Annotated in this window: 21 protein-coding genes; 13 read left to right on the forward strand and 8 right to left on the reverse strand. The window is 70.2% G+C overall.

Features of this window, described 5'->3' with window-relative positions:
- Nucleotides 1-59 precede the first annotated feature (59 nt).
- Nucleotides 60-1,418 (forward strand): glutathione-disulfide reductase, encoded by a 1,359-nt coding sequence (gene gorA, locus ACUTAG_RS26510; protein ID WP_148316658.1) that lies wholly within the window; start codon nucleotides 60-62, stop codon nucleotides 1,416-1,418.
- A 56-nt stretch (nucleotides 1,419-1,474) separates the two neighbouring features.
- On the opposite strand, the gene ACUTAG_RS26515 is transcribed toward gorA, so the two are convergent.
- Nucleotides 1,475-2,311: a DUF72 domain-containing protein gene (locus ACUTAG_RS26515; protein WP_020927130.1), complete on the reverse strand. Its 837-nt coding sequence runs from the start codon at nucleotides 2,309-2,311 to the stop codon at nucleotides 1,475-1,477.
- Nucleotides 2,312-2,782: 471 nt separating this feature from the next.
- Here ACUTAG_RS26515 and ACUTAG_RS26520 point away from each other — a divergent pair, with 471 nt between their 5' ends.
- The gene (locus ACUTAG_RS26520; RefSeq protein WP_020927131.1) at nucleotides 2,783-3,415 is read left to right on the forward strand and encodes a LysE family translocator; all 633 of its coding nucleotides are present in this window, start codon (nucleotides 2,783-2,785) and stop codon (nucleotides 3,413-3,415) included.
- 11 nt (nucleotides 3,416-3,426) lie between these two features.
- Here the strand turns inward: ACUTAG_RS26520 and pdxR are convergent, their stop codons facing one another.
- The gene (gene pdxR, locus ACUTAG_RS26525; protein WP_173361448.1) at nucleotides 3,427-4,992 is read right to left on the reverse strand and encodes a MocR-like pyridoxine biosynthesis transcription factor PdxR; all 1,566 of its coding nucleotides are present in this window, start codon (nucleotides 4,990-4,992) and stop codon (nucleotides 3,427-3,429) included.
- 112 nt (nucleotides 4,993-5,104) lie between these two features.
- On the opposite strand from pdxR, the gene ACUTAG_RS26530 reads away from it, so the two are divergent.
- The gene (locus tag ACUTAG_RS26530; protein WP_020927133.1) at nucleotides 5,105-5,839 is read left to right on the forward strand and encodes a GNAT family N-acetyltransferase; all 735 of its coding nucleotides are present in this window, start codon (nucleotides 5,105-5,107) and stop codon (nucleotides 5,837-5,839) included.
- A complete protein-coding gene (locus ACUTAG_RS26535; RefSeq protein ID WP_006384501.1) occupies nucleotides 5,830-6,717 on the forward strand; it encodes a DMT family transporter in 888 nt (295 codons plus the stop codon). The genes ACUTAG_RS26530 and ACUTAG_RS26535 overlap by 10 nt, the downstream gene beginning before the upstream one ends.
- Before the next feature lie 96 nt (nucleotides 6,718-6,813).
- Here ACUTAG_RS26535 and ACUTAG_RS26540 read toward each other — a convergent pair whose 3' ends face one another.
- The 5 genes from ACUTAG_RS26540 to ACUTAG_RS26560 form a co-directional block, all read right to left on the reverse strand.
- A complete protein-coding gene (locus ACUTAG_RS26540) occupies nucleotides 6,814-7,770 on the reverse strand; it encodes a DMT family transporter (protein ID WP_006384500.1) in 957 nt (318 codons plus the stop codon).
- On the reverse strand, nucleotides 7,767-8,102 hold the full coding sequence (locus ACUTAG_RS26545) for a thioredoxin family protein (protein WP_020927134.1): 336 nt from the start codon (nucleotides 8,100-8,102) through the stop codon (nucleotides 7,767-7,769). The genes ACUTAG_RS26540 and ACUTAG_RS26545 overlap by 4 nt, the downstream gene beginning before the upstream one ends.
- An 18-nt stretch (nucleotides 8,103-8,120) precedes the next feature.
- Entirely contained in the window at nucleotides 8,121-9,392 is a 1,272-nt protein-coding gene (locus ACUTAG_RS26550) for a Zn-dependent hydrolase (protein WP_148316660.1), read from the reverse strand.
- Between the two features lie 26 nt (nucleotides 9,393-9,418).
- Nucleotides 9,419-10,813 (reverse strand): MATE family efflux transporter, encoded by a 1,395-nt coding sequence (locus tag ACUTAG_RS26555; protein WP_020927136.1) that lies wholly within the window; start codon nucleotides 10,811-10,813, stop codon nucleotides 9,419-9,421.
- 121 nt (nucleotides 10,814-10,934) lie between these two features.
- Nucleotides 10,935-11,726 (reverse strand): enoyl-CoA hydratase/isomerase family protein, encoded by a 792-nt coding sequence (locus tag ACUTAG_RS26560; protein WP_148316661.1) that lies wholly within the window; start codon nucleotides 11,724-11,726, stop codon nucleotides 10,935-10,937.
- 139 nt (nucleotides 11,727-11,865) lie between these two features.
- Here ACUTAG_RS26560 and ACUTAG_RS26565 point away from each other — a divergent pair, with 139 nt between their 5' ends.
- Nucleotides 11,866-12,777 (forward strand): SDR family oxidoreductase, encoded by a 912-nt coding sequence (locus tag ACUTAG_RS26565; protein WP_148316664.1) that lies wholly within the window; start codon nucleotides 11,866-11,868, stop codon nucleotides 12,775-12,777.
- On the opposite strand, the gene ACUTAG_RS26570 is transcribed toward ACUTAG_RS26565, so the two are convergent.
- Nucleotides 12,741-13,466 carry a TetR/AcrR family transcriptional regulator gene (locus ACUTAG_RS26570; protein WP_026384662.1) on the reverse strand — a complete coding sequence of 242 codons (726 nt, stop codon included), beginning with the start codon at nucleotides 13,464-13,466 and terminating at the stop codon, nucleotides 12,741-12,743. The two genes, ACUTAG_RS26565 and ACUTAG_RS26570, sit on opposite strands and share 37 nt — an antisense overlap.
- Nucleotides 13,467-13,583: 117 nt before the next feature.
- Between ACUTAG_RS26570 and ACUTAG_RS26575 the strand changes: the two genes are divergently transcribed.
- The 8 genes from ACUTAG_RS26575 (at nucleotide 13,584) to ACUTAG_RS26610 (ending at nucleotide 23,830) form a co-directional block, all read left to right on the forward strand.
- The gene (locus ACUTAG_RS26575) at nucleotides 13,584-15,206 is read left to right on the forward strand and encodes an acyl-CoA synthetase (protein ID WP_148316666.1); all 1,623 of its coding nucleotides are present in this window, start codon (nucleotides 13,584-13,586) and stop codon (nucleotides 15,204-15,206) included.
- A 173-nt stretch (nucleotides 15,207-15,379) separates the two neighbouring features.
- The gene (locus ACUTAG_RS26580) at nucleotides 15,380-17,236 is read left to right on the forward strand and encodes a phosphoenolpyruvate carboxykinase (GTP) (RefSeq protein ID WP_006384907.1); all 1,857 of its coding nucleotides are present in this window, start codon (nucleotides 15,380-15,382) and stop codon (nucleotides 17,234-17,236) included.
- Between the two features lie 114 nt (nucleotides 17,237-17,350).
- Nucleotides 17,351-17,980 carry a class I SAM-dependent DNA methyltransferase gene (locus ACUTAG_RS26585; RefSeq protein ID WP_047992891.1) on the forward strand — a complete coding sequence of 210 codons (630 nt, stop codon included), beginning with the start codon at nucleotides 17,351-17,353 and terminating at the stop codon, nucleotides 17,978-17,980.
- Nucleotides 17,981-18,611: 631 nt separating this feature from the next.
- A complete protein-coding gene (locus ACUTAG_RS26590) occupies nucleotides 18,612-19,400 on the forward strand; it encodes an SDR family oxidoreductase (RefSeq protein ID WP_020927143.1) in 789 nt (262 codons plus the stop codon).
- Between the two features lie 68 nt (nucleotides 19,401-19,468).
- Entirely contained in the window at nucleotides 19,469-20,710 is a 1,242-nt protein-coding gene (locus tag ACUTAG_RS26595; RefSeq protein WP_148316668.1) for a styrene monooxygenase/indole monooxygenase family protein, read from the forward strand.
- Nucleotides 20,710-21,219: a flavin reductase family protein gene (locus ACUTAG_RS26600; RefSeq protein ID WP_038503236.1), complete on the forward strand. Its 510-nt coding sequence runs from the start codon at nucleotides 20,710-20,712 to the stop codon at nucleotides 21,217-21,219. The genes ACUTAG_RS26595 and ACUTAG_RS26600 overlap by 1 nt, the downstream gene beginning before the upstream one ends.
- Nucleotides 21,220-21,311: 92 nt before the next feature.
- The gene (locus tag ACUTAG_RS26605; RefSeq protein ID WP_148316671.1) at nucleotides 21,312-22,940 is read left to right on the forward strand and encodes a phytoene desaturase family protein; all 1,629 of its coding nucleotides are present in this window, start codon (nucleotides 21,312-21,314) and stop codon (nucleotides 22,938-22,940) included.
- Nucleotides 22,937-23,830, forward strand: a complete 894-nt coding sequence (locus ACUTAG_RS26610) for a SphA family protein (protein ID WP_148316672.1) — start codon at nucleotides 22,937-22,939, stop codon at nucleotides 23,828-23,830. The genes ACUTAG_RS26605 and ACUTAG_RS26610 overlap by 4 nt, the downstream gene beginning before the upstream one ends.
- Nucleotides 23,831-23,955: the final 125 nt, after the last annotated feature.

Below are 23,955 nucleotides of genomic sequence, written 5' to 3' on the forward strand. Positions count from 1 at the left end.
AATAGCGCTTCTCCCGACAGTGAAATGCGTCCCGGCAGCGGGACGGCGAAGGAAACACCATGGCATTCGATTTCGACCTGTTTGTGATCGGCGCGGGCTCCGGCGGCGTGCGCGCGGCCCGCTTCGCGGCCGGTTTCGGCGCCCGCGTGGCGGTGGCCGAAAGCCGCTACCTGGGCGGCACCTGCGTCAACGTGGGCTGCGTGCCCAAGAAGCTGCTGGTCTACGGCGCCCACTACAGCGAAGACTTCGAACAGGCCCACGGCTTCGGCTGGAGCGCCGGCCAGCCCAGCTTCGACTGGCCCACGCTGATCGCCAACAAGAATCGCGAGATCGAGCGTCTTAACGGCATTTACCGCAACTTGCTGGTCAATAGCGGCGTGACGCTGCTGGAAGCCCACGCCCGCATCAAGGACCCGCACACCGTCGAGGTCGACGGCAAGTCCTATACCGCCGCCAATATCCTGGTGGCCACCGGCGGCTGGCCGCAGGTGCCGGACATCCCCGGCAAGGAACACGCCATCACCTCGAACGAGGCCTTCTTCCTGAAGACGCTGCCGCGCCGGGTGCTGGTGGTGGGCGGCGGCTACATCGCGGTCGAGTTCGCCTCGATCTTCAACGGCATGGGCGCGCAGACCACCCAGGTCTACCGCGGTCCGCTGTTCCTGCGCGGCTTCGACCAGGCGGTGCGCGAGCACCTGCGCGACGAACTCGCCAAGAAGGGCATCGACCTGAAGTTCAACGCCGAGGTGGCGCGCATCGACAAGCGCGCCGACGGCACCCTGGCCGCCACGCTCAAGGACGGCGGCGTGATCGAGGCCGATTGCGTGTTCTACGCCACCGGCCGCCGCCCGATGCTGGACAACCTCGGCCTGGAGAACACCGGCGTCAAGCTCGACGACAAGGGCTTCATCGCGGTGGACGACGAATACCGCACCAGCGATCCCTCGATCCTGGCCATCGGCGACGTCATTGGCCGCGTGCCGTTGACGCCGGTGGCGCTGGCCGAGGGCATGGCGGTGGCGCGCCGCCTGTTCCGCCCGGAGGAATACCGCAAGGTCGACTACAAGCTGATCCCCACCGCCGTGTTCAGCCTGCCCAACATCGGCACCGTCGGCATGACCACCGAAGAGGCGCGCGCGGCCGGCCATCCGATCAAGCTGTTCGAAAGCCGCTTCCGTCCCATGAAGCTGACGCTGACCGAATCGCAGGAAAAGACCCTGATGAAGCTGATCGTCGACGCCGACACCGACAAGGTGCTGGGCGTGCACATGGTCGGCCCCGACGCCGGCGAAATCGTGCAGGGCATCGCCATCGCGCTCAAGGCAGGCGCCACCAAGCGCGTGTTCGACGACACCATCGGCATCCACCCCACCGCGGCCGAGGAATTCGTGACGCTGCGCACGCCGGTCGCGAATTGACGCCGTTGCCGGTCCCCGGAGCCGGCATTCTTTGACGGCCGGCACGGCCGCGCCGGCTACAGCCGCTCGATCATCGCGCGCGCCGCCGCCGGCGCGCGCTCCTTGGCGCCATTGATGAAGAAGGCGAAGACGTCGCGCGGGCGAGCCGCGCCCGACGGCTTGCGCGTGCCCACCCGTGGCAGGTCGTCCGGATCGGCGCCGCGCGCCCAGGTGCGCAGGCGGTCGGCCCAGGCGTCCAGCACCTTGGGCGCATAGCCGGCCTTGAAGGCGGTGCTGGCGCGCATCAGCCGCGCATAGATGAAATCGCCGGTGGCATCGGCTAGCGAGGGGTAGTCTTCGCTGTCGGTGTAGACCGTGGCCACGGCGTGGCGGCGCGCCAGGGCCAGGTATTCTTCGCAGGCGAAGCTGGCGTGGCGCACGTCCATCACATGGCGCAGCGGCAGCCCGTCGACCGCGTCCGGCAACAGCGCCAGGAAGGCGCCGAAGTCGTCGGCGTTGAACACCTTGGTGGGCGCGAACTGCCACACGATCGGCCCCAGCTTGGGGCCCAGCTCGGCGATGCCGCCGTGCACGAAGCGATGCACCGATTCCCCGGCGCCGGCCAGTTCGCGTCGGTTGGTGGCATAGCGCGAGGCCTTGAGCGAGAACACGAAATCATCTGGCGTCTCGTCGCGCCACTTGGCGAAGGTGGCCGGCTTCTGGCTGCTGTAGTAGGTGCCGTTGACCTCGATGGCGGTGAGCTGGCGGCTGGCGTATTCGAGTTCGCGCGCGTGCGGCAGGTCGTCGGGGTAGAAGGCGCCGCGCCAGGGCGCGTAGGTCCAGCCGCCCACGCCGACGCGGATGGCGCCGGCACGGCCGGCGGCGGGCGTGGCGGGTGATGATCGTGGTGGCATGCGTGGATCCTCCCGGGGCTTGCGGCCTTAGGGCCTGTTCACACTAAAAGGAGCCTCGCACAGGCCGGTAATCGGGCGCCAGGCTAGGCGCGGTCGCCGCCGCGTGGCTGTGCCACGCAAGGTGAGCGCAACGACGCCTGGCGCCCGATTACCGGCCTGCCCGAAGGGTGAGTACCCAAATGAGCGCCTCTCAGCGTTGCGAATGCTCGCCGGGGACCTGCCACGACTGCGCTTCGCGCCTTGATAGTCACTCATTTGGGTACTCATGCGAGGCTCCTTTTAGTGTGAGCAGGCCCTAGCCGATCACTGTATACCTCGCGGCCGCCGCGGCCCATCCGGCGACATTTAATCGCCGCCGGTGTGTTGTTTCCAGGCCGCCACGCCACGCGAAAAAATCCGCTGTTCCGATACAGATTTCAGATAACGTGGCTGTTCATCTTCCCACTACTGACCGGCCCGCGCCGGCGCATCATGCCTGACATCGCCAATCTCCTGACGTTCGCCCTGGTCGCCCTGGGCATGGTGCTCACGCCCGGGCCCAACATGATCTACCTGGTGTCCCGCTCGATTTCGCAGGGGCCCAAGGCGGGGCTGATCTCGTTGTCCGGCGTGGCGGTGGGCTTCATCTTCTACGTACTGTGCGCGGCATTCGGCCTGACGGTGCTGCTGATGTCGGTGCCGTACGCCTACGACGCGCTGCGCTTCGGCGGCGCGCTCTATCTGCTGTACCTGGCCTGGCAGGCGGTGCGCCCGGGCGGGCGTTCGCCGTTCCAGGTGCGCGAGCTGCCGGCCAGCAGCCCGCGCACGCTGTTCACGATGGGGCTTTTGACCAACCTGCTCAATCCCAAGATCGCCGTGCTGTACGTGTCGCTGCTGCCGCAGTTCATCCAGCCCGACCATGGCAGCGTGTTCACCCAGTCGATCGCGCTGGGATTGACGCAGGTTGCCATCAGCCTGTCGGTCAACGCCGTCATCGCGATCATGGCGGGTTCGATCGCCGGCTTCCTGGCCGGCCGGCCGCTGTGGATCGCGGTCCAGCGCTGGCTGATGGGCACGGTGCTGGCCGGCCTGGCGCTGCGCATGGCGCTCGATTCGCGCCGCTGAGATTCAGCGTTTCAGTGGCGCAGCGCCGCCGCCAGCTTGCCCAATTGCCTGACCAGCGCCGGGTAGCGGTCGGCGCTGGTGTTGCCGTAGCCGATCACCAGGCCGTTGTCCTGCGGCTGCGGCGTGATGGCGAAAGTCGACAGCGCGTTCGGATTCATGCCCAGCCGGCGCGCCTGCTCGACGACGGCGCGGTCGGGCACATCGGGCGGCAGCCGCACCGTCAGGTGCAGGCCGCTGTGGCCGCCCAGCACTTCATGGTCGATGCCCAGGTGTTGCGCCAGCGCCTCGCGCAGGGCCGCCTGGCGCTCGCGGTACAGCCGCCGCATGCGGCCCAGGTGACGCGAGAACTGGCCGTTTTCGATGAAGGCGGCCATCGTCAGCTGTTCCAGCCGGTGCCCGCCGCGCAGCATTTCCACGATCGAAGGCATGGCCGGCCCGGCGATCGCCTGCGGCAGCACCAGGAAGCCCAGCCGCAGCGCCGGGAACATGGTCTTGCTGAACGTGCCCACGTACAGCACCGGCGCGTCGGGCAGCAGGCCCTGCATCGCGGCGATCGGCTCGCCCTGGTGGCGGAATTCGCTGTCGTAGTCGTCCTCGATGATCCAGGCGCCGGCGCGGCGCGCCCGTTCCAGCAGGTCGAGCCGGCGCGCCAGCGACAGCACGGCGCCGGTCGGGTACTGGTGCGTGGGCGTGGCCTGGATCAGGCGCGGCGGCCGGGTGCGCCAGTCGTCCTCGCTGATGGCCAGGCCGTCGGCGTCGACCCGCATCGCCACCACGTTCAGGTCGCCCGCGTGGAACGCCGACTTCGCGCCGCGGTAGCCGGGTTCCTCCAGCCAGGCGGTGTCGCCGGGATTGGTCAGCAGTTGCACGCACAGTGCCAGCGCGCCCTGGGCGCCTTCCGTGATGACGATGCGCGAGGCATCGCAATTGACCCCGCGCGACACCCGCAGGTACTGGGCGATGGCTTCGCGCAGCGCGGGTTCGCCTACCGGCGGGCCGTAGCCCAGCGTGGCGGCGGGCGCCGCCTGCAGCGCCCGGTCCTGGGCCCGGCGCCACGCGCTGATGGGAAACTGGGTCAGCGCGGGGGTGCCGGGCGTGAGCGGCAGCGAGCCATCGTTGGGGGCGCGCGTCGCGATGATGCGCGACAGGCGGGCGGCGGTGCGAAAGACGGGCGCCTCGGGCCGGGGCGCCTGTCCCGCGGCCGGCCCGGGGGCCGGTCTGGCCGCCTGCTCGGCGGCGCGCCGGGTGGCCTGTTTCGCCGCGCTGGCGGCGGCGGCCGACAGCGGCGCCACGCGCGTGCCCTGGCGGTCGGCGATGACGTAGCCTTCGGCGGTCAACTGTTCGTAGGCGATCAGCACGGTGTTGCGCGAGATGCGCAGTTCGTCGGCCAGCACGCGCGAGGCCGGCAGCTTGCCGCCCGCCGGCAACTGGCCCGCCAGGATGGCCTGCTTGAGCCGCTGGATCAGCTGGCGCTGGCGCGGCAGGGCGCCCGGGCCGCGCGCCAGCGGGCTGGAGAGCAGGGCGGCAGGTTCTGTCATGGCTCTATTAAATTTACGGACCGTGGTGCTTTTTATCATGCCACGGTTTGGCTATCGTGAGAGCGTGCCAGGGTCCGCCGTGACGGAAATTCCCCTGGCGGGCGTCCGCCATTGGCGGCGGCGTTCCCCCAACCTGGAGAGGCCTCGCAGCATGCAACCGCGCGTCAATGCATATCAACAACCCATCGGCCCCGACCTGTCCGGCTGGACGCCGCGCCCGCGTCCGCCGGTGGCGCCGGCGCAGGGCCGCTACTGCCGCCTGGAGCCACTGTCAGCCGAACGCCACGCGGCGGACCTGTACGCCGCCTTCAGCCAGGCGCCCGATGGCCGCGACTGGACCTACATGAGCGTCGGCCCCTTCGCCGACGCGGCCGCCTACCGCCAGTTCGCCGAGCAGGCGCAGGCCCATGCCGCCAGCGATCCCATGCACCATGCGGTCATCGACCCGGCCAGCGGCCGCGCGATCGGCTCGTTGTCGCTGATGCGCATCGACCCCGCCAACGGCGTCATCGAGGTCGGTTTCGTGGCGTTCTCGCCGCTGCTCAAGCGCACCCGCATCGCCACCGAGGCGCAGTTCCTGCTGATGCGCCGCGCCTTCGACGAGCTGGGCTACCGTCGCTATGAATGGAAGTGCGACAGCCTGAACGCGCCGTCGCGCGCCGCCGCGGCCCGCCTGGGCTTCCAGTTCGAAGGCATCTTCCGCCAGGCCACCGTCTACAAGGGCCGCAGCCGCGACACCGCCTGGTTCTCGATCATCGACAGCGAATGGCCGGCCCTGCGCGCGGCCTACGAGAGCTGGCTGAGCCCCGACAATTTCGACGCCGAGGGCAACCAGCGCCAGGGCCTGGCGGAGCTGATCGCTCGGGAAAAGGCCGCGTGCGCCTGATCCCGGTTGCGTTGGCGCTGTTCTGGGGCCTGAACTGGCCGGCGGTCAAGATCGTGTTGTCGATCTGCCCGCCGTTCACCCTGCGCCTGCTGGGGCTGGGCAGCGGCGCCTTGCTGCTGCTGGCGCTGGCGCGCATGAAAAGGCTGGCGCTCCTGCCGCCGCGCGCCTCGTGGCCGGGCATCGTGGTCGGCGGCATCCTGGCCGTCGCGGTGTTCAACCTGGCGGTGGCCTGGGCCCAGCTCAGCACCAGCACGTCGCGCGCCGCCGTGCTCACGTTCACCATGCCGATGATGTCGGCATTGCTGGCCTGGGCGGTGCTGGGCGAACGGCTGGACCGCCGCCGCGGCCTGGCCTTGCTGCTGGGCGCCGCCGGCGTGGCGGTGCTGGCCTGGCCGGTGCTGCGCGCCATCTTTGCCGATCATGACCTGGCCGCCGCGCGCGGCCTGGTGTTCCCGCTCACCGCCGCCTTCGGGTGGGCCGCCGGCACGGTCTACCTGAAGCGCTGGCCGGTGATGGGGCATCGCATCGTGGTGACGGCCTGGCAGCTGGCGGTGGGCGCGGCCTGCGCGCTGGGCGGCGTGCTGCTGGCGGGCGAAGCCTTTCCGACGCAGGGCTGGAGCCCGCGCGTGGCGGGCGCGCTGGCGTTCCACATCGTGCTGGGCACGGCCGTGGCGTACTGGCTGTGGTTCGTGCTGAGCGAACGGGTCAGCGCGACGGTAGCGGCCTTGACCACGTTGATGGTGCCGGTGGTCGGGGTGCTGGGCGCGATGGCGCTGGTGGGGGACCGCCCCGATGCCGCCGACTGGTGGGGCTTCGCGCTGGTGCTGGCGGGCGCGGCGTTGATCGTGTTGAACCTGGGCGGCGGGCGCCGGGCCTGAGGGCCGGCGCATCGATCCGCGCTTCGGCCCGGGCATGCCCCGGACCACAACCGGCGCACCGGCCGGCGTGCCAGCCCGCGCGCCGATCCGCGCAATTCAGGCGCGCTTGCCGCGCCGCAGCTTCTCGCGCAGCAGACCGGCGCCGCTCACCAGCGAGATGCCGGCCAGCACCATCAGCGCGCCGACGACGAAGGCGCCGTCCAGCGGCTCGTCCAGGATCAGCACGCCGAACGACACCCCGAACAGCGGCGTCATGAACGACAGGATCGACAGGCGCGAGGCCAGGTAGCGCCGCAGCAGCCAGAACCACGCCAGGTAGCTCGACAGCGCCACCACCACCGACTGGAACGCCACGCTCAGCATGGCCGCAGGCGTGTAGCGGATGCCGGCGTTGCCGGTGGCCGCCGCATAGACCAGCAGCACCAGCGCGGCGATCGCCATCTGGTAAAACAGGGTCTTGGAAGGCGCCGCTTCCGACAGCGCGGTGCGGCGGATCGCGACCGTGGTGGCGCCCCACAGCAGCCCGCCCAGCAGCCCGAGCGCGTCGCCCAGCAGCATGTTGCTGGCGGCGTTGGCCGCTTGCGGCTGGCCGTTGCCCAGGAAGGCCACGGCGATGCCGCCAAAGGCCACCGCCACGCCCAGCCATTGCAGCGGCGCCATGCGTTCCTCGGGCACGCGCCAATGCAGGCCCAGCGCCGTGAAGATCGGCGCGGTGTACAGGAACACCGACATGTGCGAGGCGGTGGTGTAGACCAGTCCCTGCGCGATCGCCAGGAACTCGAAGCCGAACAGCAGGCCCACCAGCACGCCGGCGCCCAGCGTGCCGTCGCGCAGCGCGCGCGAACCTTCGGCGCGCCACACCACCGCGCCCAGCACCAGCGCGGCGAAGGCCGAGCGCAGGCCGACCTGCATGATGGGCGAGATGTCGGCCGCCACCAGCTTGATGGCGATCTGCTGGAAACCCCAGCACACGCACAACAGCAGCATCACGCTGGTGGCCAGCGTGTCCAACGCCCGGCGGGACGGGGCCATGGCGGCGGCGACGGCGCTCATGGCAGTTCGGCCGGGTAGCTGTCCAGCGCCAGGCCGATCTGCTGGCGCAGATCCCATTCGGCCAGGCTGGCCTGCACCGGGCCGAAGAAGGCGCCGTCACGGGTCACGAACATGGCCGGCAGGTGGAAGACCTCGTAGCGTTCCACCAGGCCGCCGTTCTCGCCGGCGTCGACCCAGCACACCCGCTGCACCGGCAGGTCCAGCTTGGGCAGTTGTTCGCGCGCGATGCGGCAGGTGCCGCAGGTGCGGCTGTGGAACACCAGCAGCGTGAGGCCGGGCGTGTCCAGCAGGTAGCGGTCGGCGGTGCTGTCGTTCAGTTCTATCTGTTCCATGGCGGCATCAGGGTGGGGTTATCGGGACAGCCGGCGATCCAGTTCCAGCACGGTCTGGTACAGCACGCGGGTGCCGTCCAGCAGCTGCGCTGGCTCGATCCATTCCTCGGGGCAATGGCTGCGCCCGTTCAGGCAGGGGATGAAGATCATGCCGATGGGGCCGGTGGGCGCCATGTAGACGGCGTCGTGGCCGGCGCCGCTGGGCAGCCGCATGCTGGCGTAGCCGAGCTGGTCGGCGGCGGCCTGCACCGCGTCCATCACCAGCGGCGTGCAGTCGGTGGGCTGGGCCCGGCTCAGTTGCACGAAGCCGGCGGTCAGGCGCAGCGCCTTCAGGTCGGCGGCCACGCCGGCCATCAGCGTTTCGGGGAAGGCGTCCAGCACGGCGTTGCTGTCGCTGCGCATTTCCAGCGTCAGCTCGACGCGGCCGGGCACGGCGTTGGCCGCGTTGGGCGTCATGGCGAGCTTGCCGACGGTGGCGACCACGTAATGCGGCTTGCCGCTGGCGGCGCTGGCCTGGCGGCTGGCGGCGTCGATGATGCGGGCCGCGCCCACCAGGGCGTCGCGGCGGATGTCCATGGGCGTGGTGCCGGCGTGATCGGGCTGGCCTTCGACCGTGATCAGCACGCGGCGGATGCCGACGATGTTGGTGACCACGCCGATCGGCAACTGGCGGCTTTCCAGCACCGGGCCTTGCTCGATGTGCAGTTCGACGAAGGCGGCGGTGCCGTCCGGGCCGCGCAGGGGCGCGGCCAGCGCGTTGGGGTCGCCGCCGATGCGGGCGATGCCTTGCGCCAGCGTCTCGCCGTCGGCGTTGCGCGCGGCCAGCATGTCGGCGCTGAGCTGGCCGCTCAGGGCGCGGCTGCCGACGCAGGAGATGCCGTAGTCGCTGGGTTCTTCCGACAGGAAGTCGATGACCTCGAACGGGTGCTCCAGTTCGATGCCGTGTTCCTGCATGGTGTGGGCGACCTCGATGCCGGCCAGCACGCCGATGATGCCGTCGAAGCGGCCGCCGCTCATGACGGTGTCGCAGTGCGAGCCGGTGGCGATGGGCTGGCGGTGCGCGTTGCGGCCGGCGCGGGCGCCGATGAGGTTGCCGCCGGCGTCCAGGCGGGTGGCCAAACCCGCGGCCTCGAATTCACCGCGCAGCCACTCGCGCGCTTCGAGGAACAGCGGCGAAAAGGCGCGCCGGGTCCAAGGCTGGTCGGGCAGGGTATAGCGTGACAGGGTCTCGACGCGCTGCCAGAGGCGCGCGGCGTTCAGAGGGGGAAAAACGGGTGAGGCGGTGGGCATGGAGGTTCCAGGAATTGCATCGGCGATTATGGCATGTGGGACACGCGCCGCCCCACCAATCCCAGCGAGGCGCGCCGGGCCCAGCGCTGCATCATCAGCACCGCCACCACCGCCAGCCCGATGGCCAGTCCACTCCAGATGCCGACCCCGCGCCAGCCGGCCTGGAAGGCCAGCCAGGCGCCGCACGGCAGGCCCACGCCCCAATAGCCGATCGCCGCGTAGATCATCGGCACGCGGGTGTCGTGCAGGCCGCGCAGCATGCCGGCGCCCAGCACCTGCGCGCCATCGACGATCTGGAACACCGCCGCCACCGCCAGGTAGCTGACCGCGAAGGCCAGCACCTTGGCGTTGGCTGGATCGTGCACGTCCATGAACACCGACACCAGCGCGTACGGCACGGTCACCATCAGGGCCGCGGCGATCACCATCGAGCCGATGCCCAGGCCGAATGCGCTCCAGCCGGCGCGCGTCACGCCGACGCCGTCGCCCGCGCCCTGGGCATAGCCGACCCGCACCGTGGCCGCCTGCGCCACGCCGTAGGGGATCATGAAGGTCACGCTGGCGATCTGGATGGCGATGGCGTGCGCCGCCAGCTCGGCCTCGCCCAGCCAGCCGATGAGGAAGGCGGCGGCGTTGAAGATGGTGACTTCGAACGCGGTCGCCACGGCGATCGGCAGGCCTAGCTTCCAGAACGCCCGCAAGCGCTGCCAGTCGGGTTGGAGCAGGCCGCTGAACAGCCGGTAACGGCGAAAGCGCCGGTCGCGCAGCACCACGATCACCATGCCCACGAACAGCGACAGGCTGGCCAGCGCGCTGGCCACGCCGGCGCCGATCAGGCCCAGGGCCGGCGCGCCCAGGTTGCCGAACACCAGCACCCAGTTGCCGAAGACATTAAAGAGGATCGCGCCCACCGCCACGATGAAGGCCCAGCGCGGCTGCTGCAGCGCGGCCACGAATGAGCGCAGCACCAGGAAGCCCAGGAACGGCGGCATCGCCCACAGCAGCGCCCGCAGGTACTGGCCCGCCGGCGCGGCCAGCTCGGGCGGCTGGCGCAACAGCAGCAGGATGTGCTCGCCGAACCACAGCGCCAGGCAGCCCGGCACCGAGATCAGCACCGCGCTCCAGAAGCCCTGGCGCACCGTGCGGCGCACCTCGCGCACCGAATTGCGGCGCGCGCCCTCGGCATGCGCGGCCATGGGCGCGGTGGCGCTGACCAGGCCCAGCGCGAAGAACGCGATCGCCGAATACAGGTTGGCGCCCAGCGCGCTGGCCGCCAGCGGCTGCGAGCCCAGGTGGCCGATGAACATCACGTCCGTCACTGTCATCGCGATCTGCGCCAGGTTGGTCAGCACCAGCGGCAGGCTGAGCAGCAGGGTGGCGGTGATTTCACGTTTCCAGGCGGCGCGGCGAAGGGCGGGCATGCGGCTTCTCTTGTGGACGAAGCCCGCATCTTAAACGTCGTTCGGGGTTAACCCGGATATTTCCCCTGGTCCGCGCGGGACATCGCGTTGACGCGTTCACGCGCGGGGCTCATGCCGCGCTTCAGGGCGCGCGCCAGGCCGGCGGGCGCTTTTCCAGGAAGGCGCTCACGCCTTCGCGCGCTTCCTCGGAGGCGCGCGCCGCGGCGATGCGCTCGACCGAATCGGCCACCAGCGCATCATCCAGCGGCTGGCCGGCGAAATCCCGCACCAGCCGTTTGCTGGCCTGCACCGCCCGCGGGCCGTTGTCGCACAGCGCGCGGCAGACGGCGTCGGCCTCGTCCTGCAACCGCGCCAGCGGCACGACGCCGTGCAGCAGGCCCATGCGGTATGCGGCGGCGGCGTCGAAGCGTTCGGCCGTCAGGAAGTAGCGGTTGGCCGCGCGTTCGCCCATGGCGCGGATCACGTACGGGCTGATGGTGGCCGGCAGCAGGCCCAGGCGGGTTTCCGACAGGCAGAACTGCGCGTGATCGGCGGCGATGGCGACGTCGCAGGCCGCCACCAGGCCCATCCCGCCCGCGTAGGCGTCGCCGTTGACCGCCGCCACCACGGGCTTGGCGCAGGACCAGATGGCGCGCAGCATCCGCGCCAGGCGGCCGGCGTCGGCGCGATTGTCGGCGTCGCTCAGCGTGGCCATCTTGCGCATCCAGTTCAGGTCGCCGCCCGCGCAGAATGCCTTGCCCGCGCCGGTCAGCAGCAGCACCCGCACGGCCGGATCGTCCGCCGCCTCGCGCACGGCCGTGGTCAGCGCCGCGATCAGCGCGTCGTCGAAGGCGTTGCGCATGTCCGGGCGGTTCAGCGTCAGGCGGGCGATGGGGCCGTCGCGGTCCACCAGCAGCGGGGGCGGGGTGCTCATGCGGGTCTCCAGATTATTGATTGGTGCTCAATTAATAACCTGATACTGCGTATTGTTTCCATAGGGTAATACGCGAGTAATGCGTGTTTTTGGGTCAAATATTGAGTTATCCTCAAAAAAAATGACAACGGAGCGAGACATGCACCATCCCCCCGACGGCGCCGCCGCGACGGCGCGCTACGCGTCGGTCTTCCGGCCGGGCCTGTTCGACGGCAAGACCGTCATGGTCACCGGCGGCGGCAGCGGCCTGGGGCGCTGCACCGCGCACGAGCTGGCCTCGCTGGGCGCGCGCCTGGCGCTGGTGGGCCGCAAGCCGGAAAAGCTGGAGGCCGCGCGCGATGAACTGGCGCGCATCTATCCCGAGGCCGCCGACCGCATCACGCTGCACGCCTGCGACATCCGCGGCGAGACCGGCGTGCGCGGCGCGGTGGCCGACGCGCTGGCCGCGCATGGCGCCATCGACGGCCTGTTCAATTGCGCCGGCGGCCAGTTCCCCGCGCCGCTGGAGCAGATCAGCTTCAACGGCTGGAACGCGGTGGTGCAGAACAACCTGCACGGCACCTTCCTGATGGCGCGCGAGGTCTACACCCAGCACATGCGCCAGCACGGCGGCACCATCGTCAACATGCTGGCCGACATCTGGGGCGGCATGCCCGGCATGGGACACTCCGGCGCGGCCCGCGCCGGCGTCTGGAACCTGACCGAAACGGCGGCCTGCGAATGGGCCCATGCCGGCGTGCGCGTGAACGCGGTGGCGCCCGGCTGGATCGCCTCAAGCGGCATGGACAGCTACGACGAGGACTACCGGGCGGTATTGCGCGGGCTGGCCGCCAAGGTGCCGTTGCAGCGCTTCGGCACCGAAGCCGAACTGGCGGCGGCGGTGGTGTTCCTGCTGTCGCCGGCGGCGGCCTTCATCAACGGCAGTGTCATCCGCGTGGATGGCGGCGTGCCCAACGCGCGTCACTCCTGGACCCTGCCGCCGGCCGCGCGCGGCGAGACCTACGACGGCTTTCCTCAGTACGCGCCGCCGTCCTTGTTCTCGGCGGACTGAAGCCGATGCAGGGCGTCTTGCACCTCGCCCCGGAATTGCGCCAGCGCCAGCGCGTCGCGGCGCGGCGGCTGCAACGCCTGCCACAGGAAGTCGACCAACTGGTCGGCGGTGGCCGCCACGTCGACCCGCGTGCCGCGCAGGATGGCGTCCCACAGCACGTGTTCCATCGGGCCATAGATTGCCGATCGCAACAGGCGCAGCGGCATGTCCTGGCGCACGTGGCCGTCTGCCTGGCCCTGCGCCAGGATGCGCATCAACGGCGCGGTGTAGCGCCGCTGCAGGCCGGCGTAGATTTCGCCGAAATCGTCATTGCGGGCGCGGCCCTCGGACAGGATGAAGGCGCACAGCCCGGTGCCCTCGGCCAGCAGGTGGCGCAGGTGCGCATGCACCAGGTAATGCAGCTGGGCCCGCGCGCCCTGCACGTGCGGCAGGTAGTCCTCGACCTTGGCGATGATCTCGTCGTACCAGTCGCTGATGACGCGCACGCACAGCTCGCGCTTGCCGCCGAAGTAGGTGAACACCGTGCCTTCGGACACGCCCAGCCGCTGCGCGATCTCGGTGGTGGTGGCGGCCTGGAAGCCGGCCTCGGAGAACACCTGCCGCGCCACCCGCAGGATGTCCCGTATCCGTTGCTCGGACTTGGCGCTGGCCGGCGGGCGGCGCATCGGGACGGCGGCGGTTTTTTCCATGGGTACGGCGAGGCGATGGGAAGTGGCCAGGGCTTACTATCATACCGACCAAAATAGCGACCAAAACAGCGGCCAGGACCGCGACCAAAAGAACAACGACACGGAGACCGATTCATCATGCTGTCCAGAACCGAAACCTACGTGCAGTTGGCGTCCTCCTTCCAATGGCGGGTGCCGGCGGCCTATAACATCGGCGTGGATGCCTGCGACAAGTGGGCCGACGGCAGCGGCCGCCTGGCGCTGATCCACGAGAAAAGCGACGGCAGCCAGACGCGCTACAGCTTCGACCAGATCAAGGCGCGCGCCAACCAGATGGCCAATGCGCTGCGGCGCCAGGGCGTGCGGCGCGGCGACCGGGTGGCGGTGTACCTGCCGCAGGCGCCCGAGACCGCCGTGACCCACATCGCCGTCTACAAGATGGGCGCGGTGGCGGTGCCGCTGTTCACCTTGTTCGGCGTCGACGCGATCCAGTACCGGCTGGCCGACAGCGGCGCCGCCGCCCTCATCACCGACGCCGAGGGTTGCCGCCGCCTGCAGGAGATCCGCGCGACGCTGCCGGCCCTGAAGACGGTCTATTGCATCGACGGCCCGGGCGAGGGCGGGGCGCTGCCGCTGCACGCCTCGCTGGACGCCGAATCCGAGCAGTTCGAAGCCGCGCCCACCGCGGCCGACGATCCGGCCGTCATCATCTATACGTCGGGCACCACCGGCAAGCCCAAGGGCGCGCTGCACGCCCATCGCGTGCTGCTGGGCCACCTGCCGGGCGTGGAGATGTCGCACGAATTCTTCCCCGAGCGCGCCACGCTGATGTGGACGCCGGCCGACTGGGCCTGGATCGGCGGCCTGCTGGACGTGCTGCTGCCGGCCTGGCACCACGGCGTGCCGGTGCTGGCGCGGCGCTTCGAGAAATTCGACGGCGCCGCGGCCTTCGACCTGATGGCGCGCCATGGCGTCACGCACACCTTCCTGCCGCCCACCGCGCTCAAGATGATGCGCGGCGTGGCCAATCCGCCGGCGCCGAATGCGCTGGCGCTGCGCTCGGTGGCCAGCGGCGGCGAATCGCTCGGCGCCGAACTGATCGACTGGGGCCGCCGCGTGCTGGGCGTGACCATCAACGAGTTCTACGGCCAGACTGAATGCAACATGCTGGTGTCGTCGTGCTCATCCCTGTTCGAGCCGCGCATCGGCAGCATCGGCCGCGCCGCGCCCGGACACCGGGTCGCCATCGTGGACGAGCAGGGCGCCGAAATGGCCGATGGCCAGGAAGGCAATATCGGCGTATTGCGGCCCGATCCGGTGATGTTCCTGGGCTACTGGAACAACCCGCAGGCCACCGCCGAGAAATTCGCCGGCGATTACCTGCTGACCGGCGACATGGGCGTGCGCGACGCCGACGGCTTCATCCGCTTCGTCGGCCGCAACGACGACGTCATCACCAGCGCCGGCTACCGCATCGGCCCCGGCCCCATCGAAGACTGCCTGCTCGGCCACCCCGCGGTGCGCATGGCGGCCGTGGTGGGCGTGCCCGACGCCGAGCGCACCGAGGTGGTGATGGCCTACGTGGTGCTGCACGACGGCGTGGCCGGCGACGAGGCGCTGGTCAAGGCGTTGCAAGCGCACGTGCGCACCCGGCTCGCGGCCCACGAGTACCCGCGCCGCATCCGCTTTGTAACCAGTTTGCCGACCACGGCCACCGGCAAGATCATCCGCCGCTCGCTGCGCGACGGCAGCCACGCATGAGGGCGGCGGACGCGACAAGCGCCAATGAAACAGTGACAAACCCGGTGACAAACTCGTCCGTTTGGTCGGGTTGACGGCCTGCCCGGCGCTGCAAGTATGATGGCGCAAACATGTATACGGCCCCAGTCAAACGGGGCCGTATCGCCATTAGCCTTAGTATGGAGATAACCCTAATGAATAAGCCCTTGGACGGGGGCCTGGCGGCCTTGAACGTACCCGCGTACGTCAAGCACCGCGGCCTGATCGACTGGGTCGCCAGCGTGGTGGCGCTGGCCAAGCCGGATCGCGTCGAGTGGTGCGACGGTTCGCAGGAAGAATACGACCGCCTGTGCGAACAGATGGTCCAGGCCGGCACCATGCGCCGCCTCAACCCGGCCAAGCGGCCCAATTCATTCCTGGCCTGTTCGGACCCGTCCGATGTGGCGCGCGTCGAGGACCGCACCTTCATCTGCTCCGACCGCGCCGAGGACGCCGGCCCGACCAACAACTGGGCCGACCCGGCCGAGATGCGCGCGACCTTGAACGGCCTGTTCGACGGCGCCATGCGCGGCCGCACGCTGTACGTGGTGCCGTTCTCGATGGGCCCGCTGGGTTCGGACATCGCCCACATCGGCGTCGAACTGTCCGACAGCCCCTACGTCGTGGTCAACATGCGCATCATGACGCGCATGGGCAAGCAGGTCTACGACGTGCTCGGCGCCGACGGCGACTTCGTTCCCTGCGTGCATTCGGTCGGCAAGCCCCTGGCCGCCGGCGAGGCCGACGTGGCCTGGCCCTGCAACGCCACCAAGTACATCGTGCATTTTCCCAAGAGCCGCGAGATCTGGAGTTTCGGCTCGGGCTACGGCGGCAACGCGCTGCTGGGCAAGAAGTGCTTCGCGCTGCGCATCGCCTCCACCATGGGCCGTGACCAGGGCTGGCTGGCCGAACACATGCTGATCCTGGGCGTGACCTCGCCCAAGGGCCGCAAGTACCACGTCGCCGCCGCCTTCCCGTCGGCCTGCGGCAAGACCAACTTCGCCATGCTGATCCCGCCGCAGGGCATGGACGGCTGGAAGGTCACCACCATCGGCGACGATATCGCCTGGATCAAGCCGGGCGCCGACGGCCGCCTGCACGCCATCAACCCCGAGGCCGGCTATTTCGGCGTGGCCCCGGGCACCAGCGAGCAGACCAACTTCAACGCCATGGCCACGCTCAAGGCCAATGTCATCTTCACCAACGTCGCCCTGACCGATGACGGCGACGTCTGGTGGGAAGGCATGACCGACACGCCGCCCGCGCACCTGATCGACTGGCAGGGCCAGGACTGGACGCCCGCCATCGCCCGCGAGACTGGCCGCAAGGCCGCCCACCCCAACGCGCGCTTCACCGCTCCGGCGGCGCAGTGTCCGTCGATCGACCCCGAATGGGAAAACCCGCAGGGCGTGGTGATCGACGCCTTCATCTTCGGCGGCCGCCGCTCCACCACCGTGCCGCTGGTGACCGAGGCGCGCAACTGGGTCGAAGGCGTCTACATGGCCGCCACCATGGGCTCGGAAACCACCGCCGCCGCCGTCGGCCAGCAGGGCGTGGTGCGGCGCGATCCGTTCGCCATGCTGCCGTTCTGCGGCTACAACATGAGCGACTACTTCACGCACTGGCTCAAGCTCGGCAAGCAGCTCGAAGCCGCCGGCGCCACGCTGCCGCGCATCTACTGCGTCAACTGGTTCCGCAAGGGCCCGGACGGCAAATTCGTCTGGCCCGGCTTCGGCGAGAACATGCGCGTGCTGCGCTGGATGCTGGGCCGCATCGACGGCCAGGCCGGCGGCGTGGACCAGGTGTTCGGCATCTCGCCCAGCTACCAGGACATCGACTGGACCGGCCTGGAATTCAGCCCCGACAAGTTCGAACAGGTCATGTCGGTCGACGACGGCGCCTGGCGCGACGAACTGGCGTTGCACGACGAACTGTTCGGCCAGCTGGCCCAGGGCCTGCCCGAAGACCTGCCCGCCACCAAGGCCAGGATCGAAGGGCGCCTGGCCGCCTGAGGCCGGGCAGACCAAGCCGGCCGAGCTTCAGTTGGCCGCGCCTAGGCCGGCCGCGCCCGATCCCAAACCCGCGCACGGTGACGTGCGCGGGTTTTTTTACGGCACAATCGTCCCATGAAACTCGACGCCGAAGACCTCGCCAAGATCACCACGCTGACGCTGGCCCACTACGAAGAAAGCGCCCAGTCCTTCGAGGAAGGCACGCGCGATCACGACGTCAGCCAGAACATCGCCGCGCTGCTGCGCCACATCGAGGGCGAGCCGCCCTGCGACATCCTCGACCTGGGCTGCGGCCCCGGCCGCGATCTCAAGACCTTCACCGCCCTCGGCCACCGCGCCGTCGGCCTGGACGGCACCCCCAGCTTCGTCGCCATGGCCCGCGCCGCCAGCGGCTGCGAGGTCTGGCACCAGGACTTCCTGCGCCTGCACCTGCCCGCCGCCCGCTTCGACGGCATCTTCGCCAACGCCGTCCTGTTCCACGTTCCCACGCAGGAACTGCCCCGCGTCCTGCGTGACCTGCGCGCCGCCCTCAAACCCCGCGGCGTCCTGTTCAGCTCCAACCCCCGCGGCGGCAACCAGGAAGGCTGGAACCGCGGCCGCTACGGCGCCTACCACGACCTGGATGGCTGGCGCACCCTGCTGCAAGCGGCAGGCTTCGAAGAACTCGAACACTACTACCGCCCCGACGGCCTGCCGCGGGAACAACAACCATGGCTCGCCAGCGTGTGGAGAAGGGTGGACTGACCGCACGACGCGATACACGCGTCACCTTCCGTGCCCCGCATCTGTGAAATGGTCAACATCTCCATACCTCCCACCCCGTTGCGGAAGATGGATATGCATCGATCACCGGCGCGCAGCGCATTCGTCCCCCTCAAACGCCTGGACGCCAAACTTGGCCGCCCGCGCGGCCAAGTTGGCAGCCCTGAAAGTTCCATTCCCTGCACACGGGTCCAGCAGCGCGACAGACCGAGAGACTCGTAGTCCCTCGGGCAGGCGGCCTCCCGGGCGGGCAACCTCGATGCGCCCGACGGAAACCGAAGGCAGCCGCCGCAGGCGGCAACAAGGTTGAGGATGGGGCAGTCCGGAGCGAAGGCTCCGGACCGCAATCGTGGGCGCCCGCCCGGGAGGCCGCCTGCCCGAGGGGCGACCTACGAAGCACCTCCTCCCAAAGCCACAACTCCCCCGCCCGCATACATACGAAGCACAAACCGGATACCCACCGCAGCCACCGGCCATCCCCCCCTGACGGGCATCAAGCCACCCCACAATACCCGCACTCCCCGGATACCCGCCGCCAAATCCGGCTACCGCCCCGCCAGCGCCCGCCCGCAACATCCGCCTCACGATCTCAGCAACCCAAGAGGCAAACAAAATGAAGGGACTGGCCGATAAAACCGCCATCGTCACCGGCGGCGCCACGCTGATCGGCGCCGGCGTCGTCGCCGCGCTGCGCGCCGGGGGCGTGCGCGTCGCCATCTTCGACATCGACGCCGAAGGCGCCGCCCGCGTCGCCGCCAGCGACCCCGACGGCATCCGCGCCTGGCCGCTCGACATCACCGACGACACCCAGCTGGCCCGCGCCGTCGCCGAGGTCGCCGCCCACTTCGGCCGCATCGACTACCTGGTCAACCTTGCCGCCACCTACCTCGACGACGGCGCCGCCTCCGGCCGCGCCGACTGGCTGCGCGCCCTGGACATCAACGTCGTCAGCGCCGTCATGGCGGCCCGCGCCGTGCATCCGCACCTGGTGGCCGCGGGCGGCGGCGCCATCGTCAACTTCACCAGCATCTCGTCGCGCGTGGCGCAGACCGGCCGCTGGCTCTACCCGGTCTCCAAGGCCGCGCTGCTGCAGGTCACCCGCAGCCTGGCGATGGACTATGCCGGCGACCGCATCCGCGTCAATTCTGTGTCGCCCGGCTGGACCTGGTCGCGCGTCATGGACGAACTGACCCACGGCGACCGCGCCAAGACCGACCGCGTCGCGGCCGACTTCCACCTGCTGGGCCGCGCCGGGGATCCGGCCGAAGTGGCCGAGGTGGTCGCCTTCCTGCTGTCGGACCACGCCAGCTTCGTCACCGGCGCCGACTACGCCGTGGACGGCGGCTATTCCGCCATGGGGCCCGAGCAGGCCCGTCCCGCCATCCCGCGCCTGGCCGAATAAGCCCGGTCTTGCCGCATCCCGGCCCGCCGCGCATCCGGCGGCCGCGCACACCAAACAGGAGAACCATCATGCGTCGAATCGCAATCGTCGGGGGAGGGCAGGCCGGCCTGCCGTTGGCACTGGGCCTGCTGGACAAGGGCTATGAGGTGACCGTGGTCACCAACCGCGAGCCGGACGACATCCGCCGCGGCAAGGTCATGTCCAGCCAATGCATGTTCGATGCCTCGCTGCGGATCGAGCGCGACCTGGGGCTGAACCAGTGGGAGGCCGCGTGTCCGCCGGTCGAGGGCATCGGCCTGGCCGTGCCGCATCCCGAGCGCCCCGGCCACAAGCTGATCGACTGGGCCGCGCGGCTGGACCGCCCGGCGCAGGCGGTGGACCAGCGCATCAAGATGCCGGCCTGGATGGAATTGTTCGCCGCCCGCGGCGGCCGCCTGCTGATCCAGGATGGCGGCGTGGCCGAACTGGAGCTGCTGGCCGCCTCGCACGACCTGGTGCTGCTGGCCGCCGGCAAGGGCGAGGTGGTCAAGCTGTTCGAACGCGACGCGGCGCGCTCGCGCTTCGACAAGCCGCAGCGCGCGCTGGCGCTGACGTATGTGCACGGCATGCGCCCGGCGCCGGTGTTCTCGCGGGTCGCCTTCAACCTGATTCCCGGCGTCGGCGAATACTTCGTGTTCCCCGCGCTGACTCACAGCGGTCCCTGCGAAATCATGGTGTTCGAAGGCGTGCTGGGCGGCCCGATGGACTGCTGGCGCGACATCAGGACGCCGCAGGATCACCTGGCCAGGAGCCTGGACATCCTGCGCACCTTCCTGCCCTGGGAGGCCGAGCGCTGCGCCACCGTGGAGTTGACCGATGCCAACGGCATCCTGGCCGGCAGCTTCGCGCCCACCGTGCGCAAGCCGGTCATGACGCTGCCATCCGGCCGCCTGGTGCTGGGCCTGGGCGACGCCGTGGTCACCAACGACCCCATCACCGGCCAGGGCTCGAACAACGCCACCAAGGCCTGCGCCGTCTACCTGGAGGCGATCCTGGCGCGTGGCGACCAGGCCTTCACCGCCGACTGGATGCGGCAGACCTTCGAGCGCTTCTGGGACTACGCCAGCGCCGTGGTCGACTGGACCAACTCGATGCTGCTGCCGCCGCCGCCGCACCTGCTGCGGCTGCTGCAGGCCGCCGGCGACGCGCCCGCGCTGGCCAGCGCCGTCGCCAATGGCTTCAACCATCCGCCCAACTTCTTCCCGTGGTGGACCGACGCCACGGCCTGCGATGCCTTCATCGCCGACAAATCCACCCGGGCGGCGGCGTGATGGCGGCCCTGGACTGGGGCAGCACCGACCTGCACCCCAAGGTCCTGCGCGGCGTGCTGGGCAGCTATCCGACGGGCGTGGCCATCGTCGCCACGCGCTGTCCGGACGGCCGCAAGGTCGGGCTGACCATCAACTCCTTCGCCTCGCTGTCGCTCGATCCGCCGCTGGTGCTGTGGAGCCTGGTGAACCGCTCGCCCAACCTGGCGGCGTTCCGCGACTGCGACCACTTCACCATCAGCGTGCTGGCCTGTGGACAAGAGGCGCTGGCGCGCCGCTTCGCCGACCCGGCCGTGCCGGACAAGTTCGAGGGCGCCGAACTGCACGAGGTGCCCGAGGGCGTGCCCGCCATCGCCGGCGCGGTGGCCACGCTGGTCTGCGCCAACGACCAGCAGAGCCCGGCCGGCGACCACCTGCTGCTGTTCGGCCGGGTGCTGCGCGTGGCCACCGCGCCGGCGATGGCGGCCACGCCGCTGGTGTTCCACGCGGGGCGCTTCACCGCGCTGACGTAGCGCGCGCCGCCACGTCGGCCCGCGCCGGCATGGGGCGCATGCGCCATCGCTTCATCAACCTTCCCGGTCCGCGTGGCCGGCCGGAGCCTGTGATGCCTGTTTCATCGACGTCCGACGCCCAGATCATCGTGGTGGGCAGCGGCATGAATTCGCTGGTGTGCGCGGCGCTGCTGGGGCAGCGCGGCAAATCGGTGCTGGTGCTGGAGCGCAACGACCGCCTGGGCGGCTGCATCCGCACCGAGGAGCTGTTTCCCGGCTACCGCCACGACGTGCTGTCCAGCTGGTATCCGCTGTTCGTCGGCAGTCCCGCCTACGCCGCCCTCAAGCCGGCGTTGCAGACCGCCGGCCTGGAATTCGCCCAGTGCGACTACAGCACCGGCCTGGTGCTGCCCGACGGCAGCGGCATCGCGCTCAGGCAGGACATCGCGGACAGCGCGCGGCGCCTGGACGCCTGGGCGCCCGGCGACGGCCAGGCCTTCGGCGCCATGGCGCAACGCCTGTTCGGCGAAGACGCCGCGCTGACCTTCGGCCTGCTGGGGCAGAACCCGTACGGCGCCGGCATGCTCAAGCTGCTGTTCGGCGAGTGGCGCCGGCGCGGCCTGGATGGCCTGATGGCGTTCGCCGCCGATTCGCTGGAGAGCTTTCGCCGCTGGTCCGACCGTGAACTGCAGTCCGACGCCGTGCGCGCGTTGGTCGCGCCGTGGGTGCTGCACACCGGCCTGGGACCCGACGACGCCTGTTCGGCGCTGATCGGCAAGCTGACCTTCGCCGCGGTGGTGGCCGGCGGCATGCCGGTGGTCAAAGGCGGCAGCCAGGGCGTGGTGGACGCCCTGGCCAAGGTCATCGAACAGCACGGCGGCCGGTTGCGGACCGGCGCCGCCGTCGAACGCATCCTGACGCATGGCGAAGGCCGCCGCCGGCGCGCCGTCGGCGTCGTGGCCGCCGGCCGCGAGTACCGCGCCCGCGAAGCCGTGGTCTGCAATGTCACGCCCGGCCAGCTGTACGGCCAGCTGCTGCCCGACGCGCCCGAGCCGGTGCGGCGCCGCGCCGCCGGCTACCGCCACGGCCGCGGCGGCATGCAGATCCATTTCGCGCTCGACGCGCCGCCCGACTGGCGCACGCCGGAACTGCGCCAGGTGCCGCTGGTACACCTGACCGAAAGCATGGAGCAGGTCTGCGCCTCGGTCACAGAGGCCAACAACGGCCTGTTGCCGGCGCGGCCGACGCTGGCCATCGGCCAGCCGGTCGCCGTCGATCCGTCGCGCGCGCCGGCCGGCGGCTGGATCCTGTGGGTACAGATGCAGGAGCTGCCGGCGCGCGTCAAGGGCGATGCCGCCGGCCTGATCGACACGCCCGCCGACGGCCGCTGGACCGAGACCTTGCGCGAAGCCGTGGCCGACCGCGTGCAGGCGCGCCTGGAGCCGGTCATGCCCGGGCTGGCGCAACGCATCGTCGGCCGCCGCAGCTACTCGCCGGCCGACCTGGAGGCGTTGAACTGCAACCTGGTGGGCGGCGATCCCTACGCGGGCGTCTGTTCGCCCGACCAGTTCTTCTGGCTGCGCCCCTTCGCCGGCAGCCAGCGCGCGCGCGGCCACCGCACGCCGCTGCGCAACCTTTTCCACATCGGCGCCGCCACCCATCCGGGCCCCGGACTGGGCGGCGGCTCCGGCTATCTCGTCGCGCAACATCTCGCGCCCCGCGGGGGCAGGAGCGGAACATGAAGAGACACCTGACACGCCGGCTGGCTTGCGCCGCGGCATTGGCGCTGGCCGGCGGCGTGGCGCAAGCCACCGAAGGCGGCGGCCTGGGCATCTATCCGGACGGCCTGGAGAACTTCATGTCGGGCGCGCTGCCGCCGCCTGGCGTGCATATGCTGGTCTACGTCGGCGGCGCCCGCTACGACAAGCTGCGCGGCAACGACGGCGAACGCCTGCCGGTGCCGGACTTCAAGGTCGACGTCAACGTGCTGGCCCCGCGCCTGATCTGGGTCACGCCGCAGCAGGTGCTGGGCGGCCAGCTGGCCTTCCATGCCATCGCGCCGCTGCTGGACGTGACCTTCAAGGCCGGCGGCCAGCGCTACCGCAGCACCGGCCTGGGCGACATGACGCTGGGCGTGGCGCTGGGCTATCACCTGTCCGAATCGCTGCACTACGTGGTCGGCCTGGACATGTACGCGCCCACCGGCGAATACGATCGCAAGGACCCATCCAGCCTGGGCAAGAACTACTGGACCGCCCAGCCGGTCTTCGCGCTCAGCCGCATCAGCCCGGACGGCTTCAATGCCGATCTGAAGCTGATGTACGACTTCAACTTCCGCAACTCGGCCACCGACACCCGTTCCGGCCAGGCCATCCACGCCGACTACGCCTTCGGCTGGGGCGTGGGCAAGGGCTGGGTGTTGGGCGTGGGCGGCCACGCCTTCCAGCAGGTCACCGACGACAGCGGCCCCAACAGCGCCGCCGGCCGCGCCCGCGCCATCGGCATCGGTCCCTCGGTGCGCTACATGAACGACCGCGGCTGGCTGTTCACCGCCAAGTGGCAGCAGGAATTCCAGGTCAAGAACCGGCCGGAAGGCGCGCAGCTTTACGTCAAGCTGGCCATTCCGTTCTAGCGGGGGCATGCAGCGCCTGGTCCAAAGGCGGTGGCCTCGCCGGCACGGCAGGAGGAAGGGGGCTGGCAAGGCGGGGCGCAAACCGCCTGTCGCCGCGAATGGGCTAGACTCAAGGCTCCTTTTCG

The organism is Achromobacter sp. CSND-B12 (assembly GCF_052906545.1).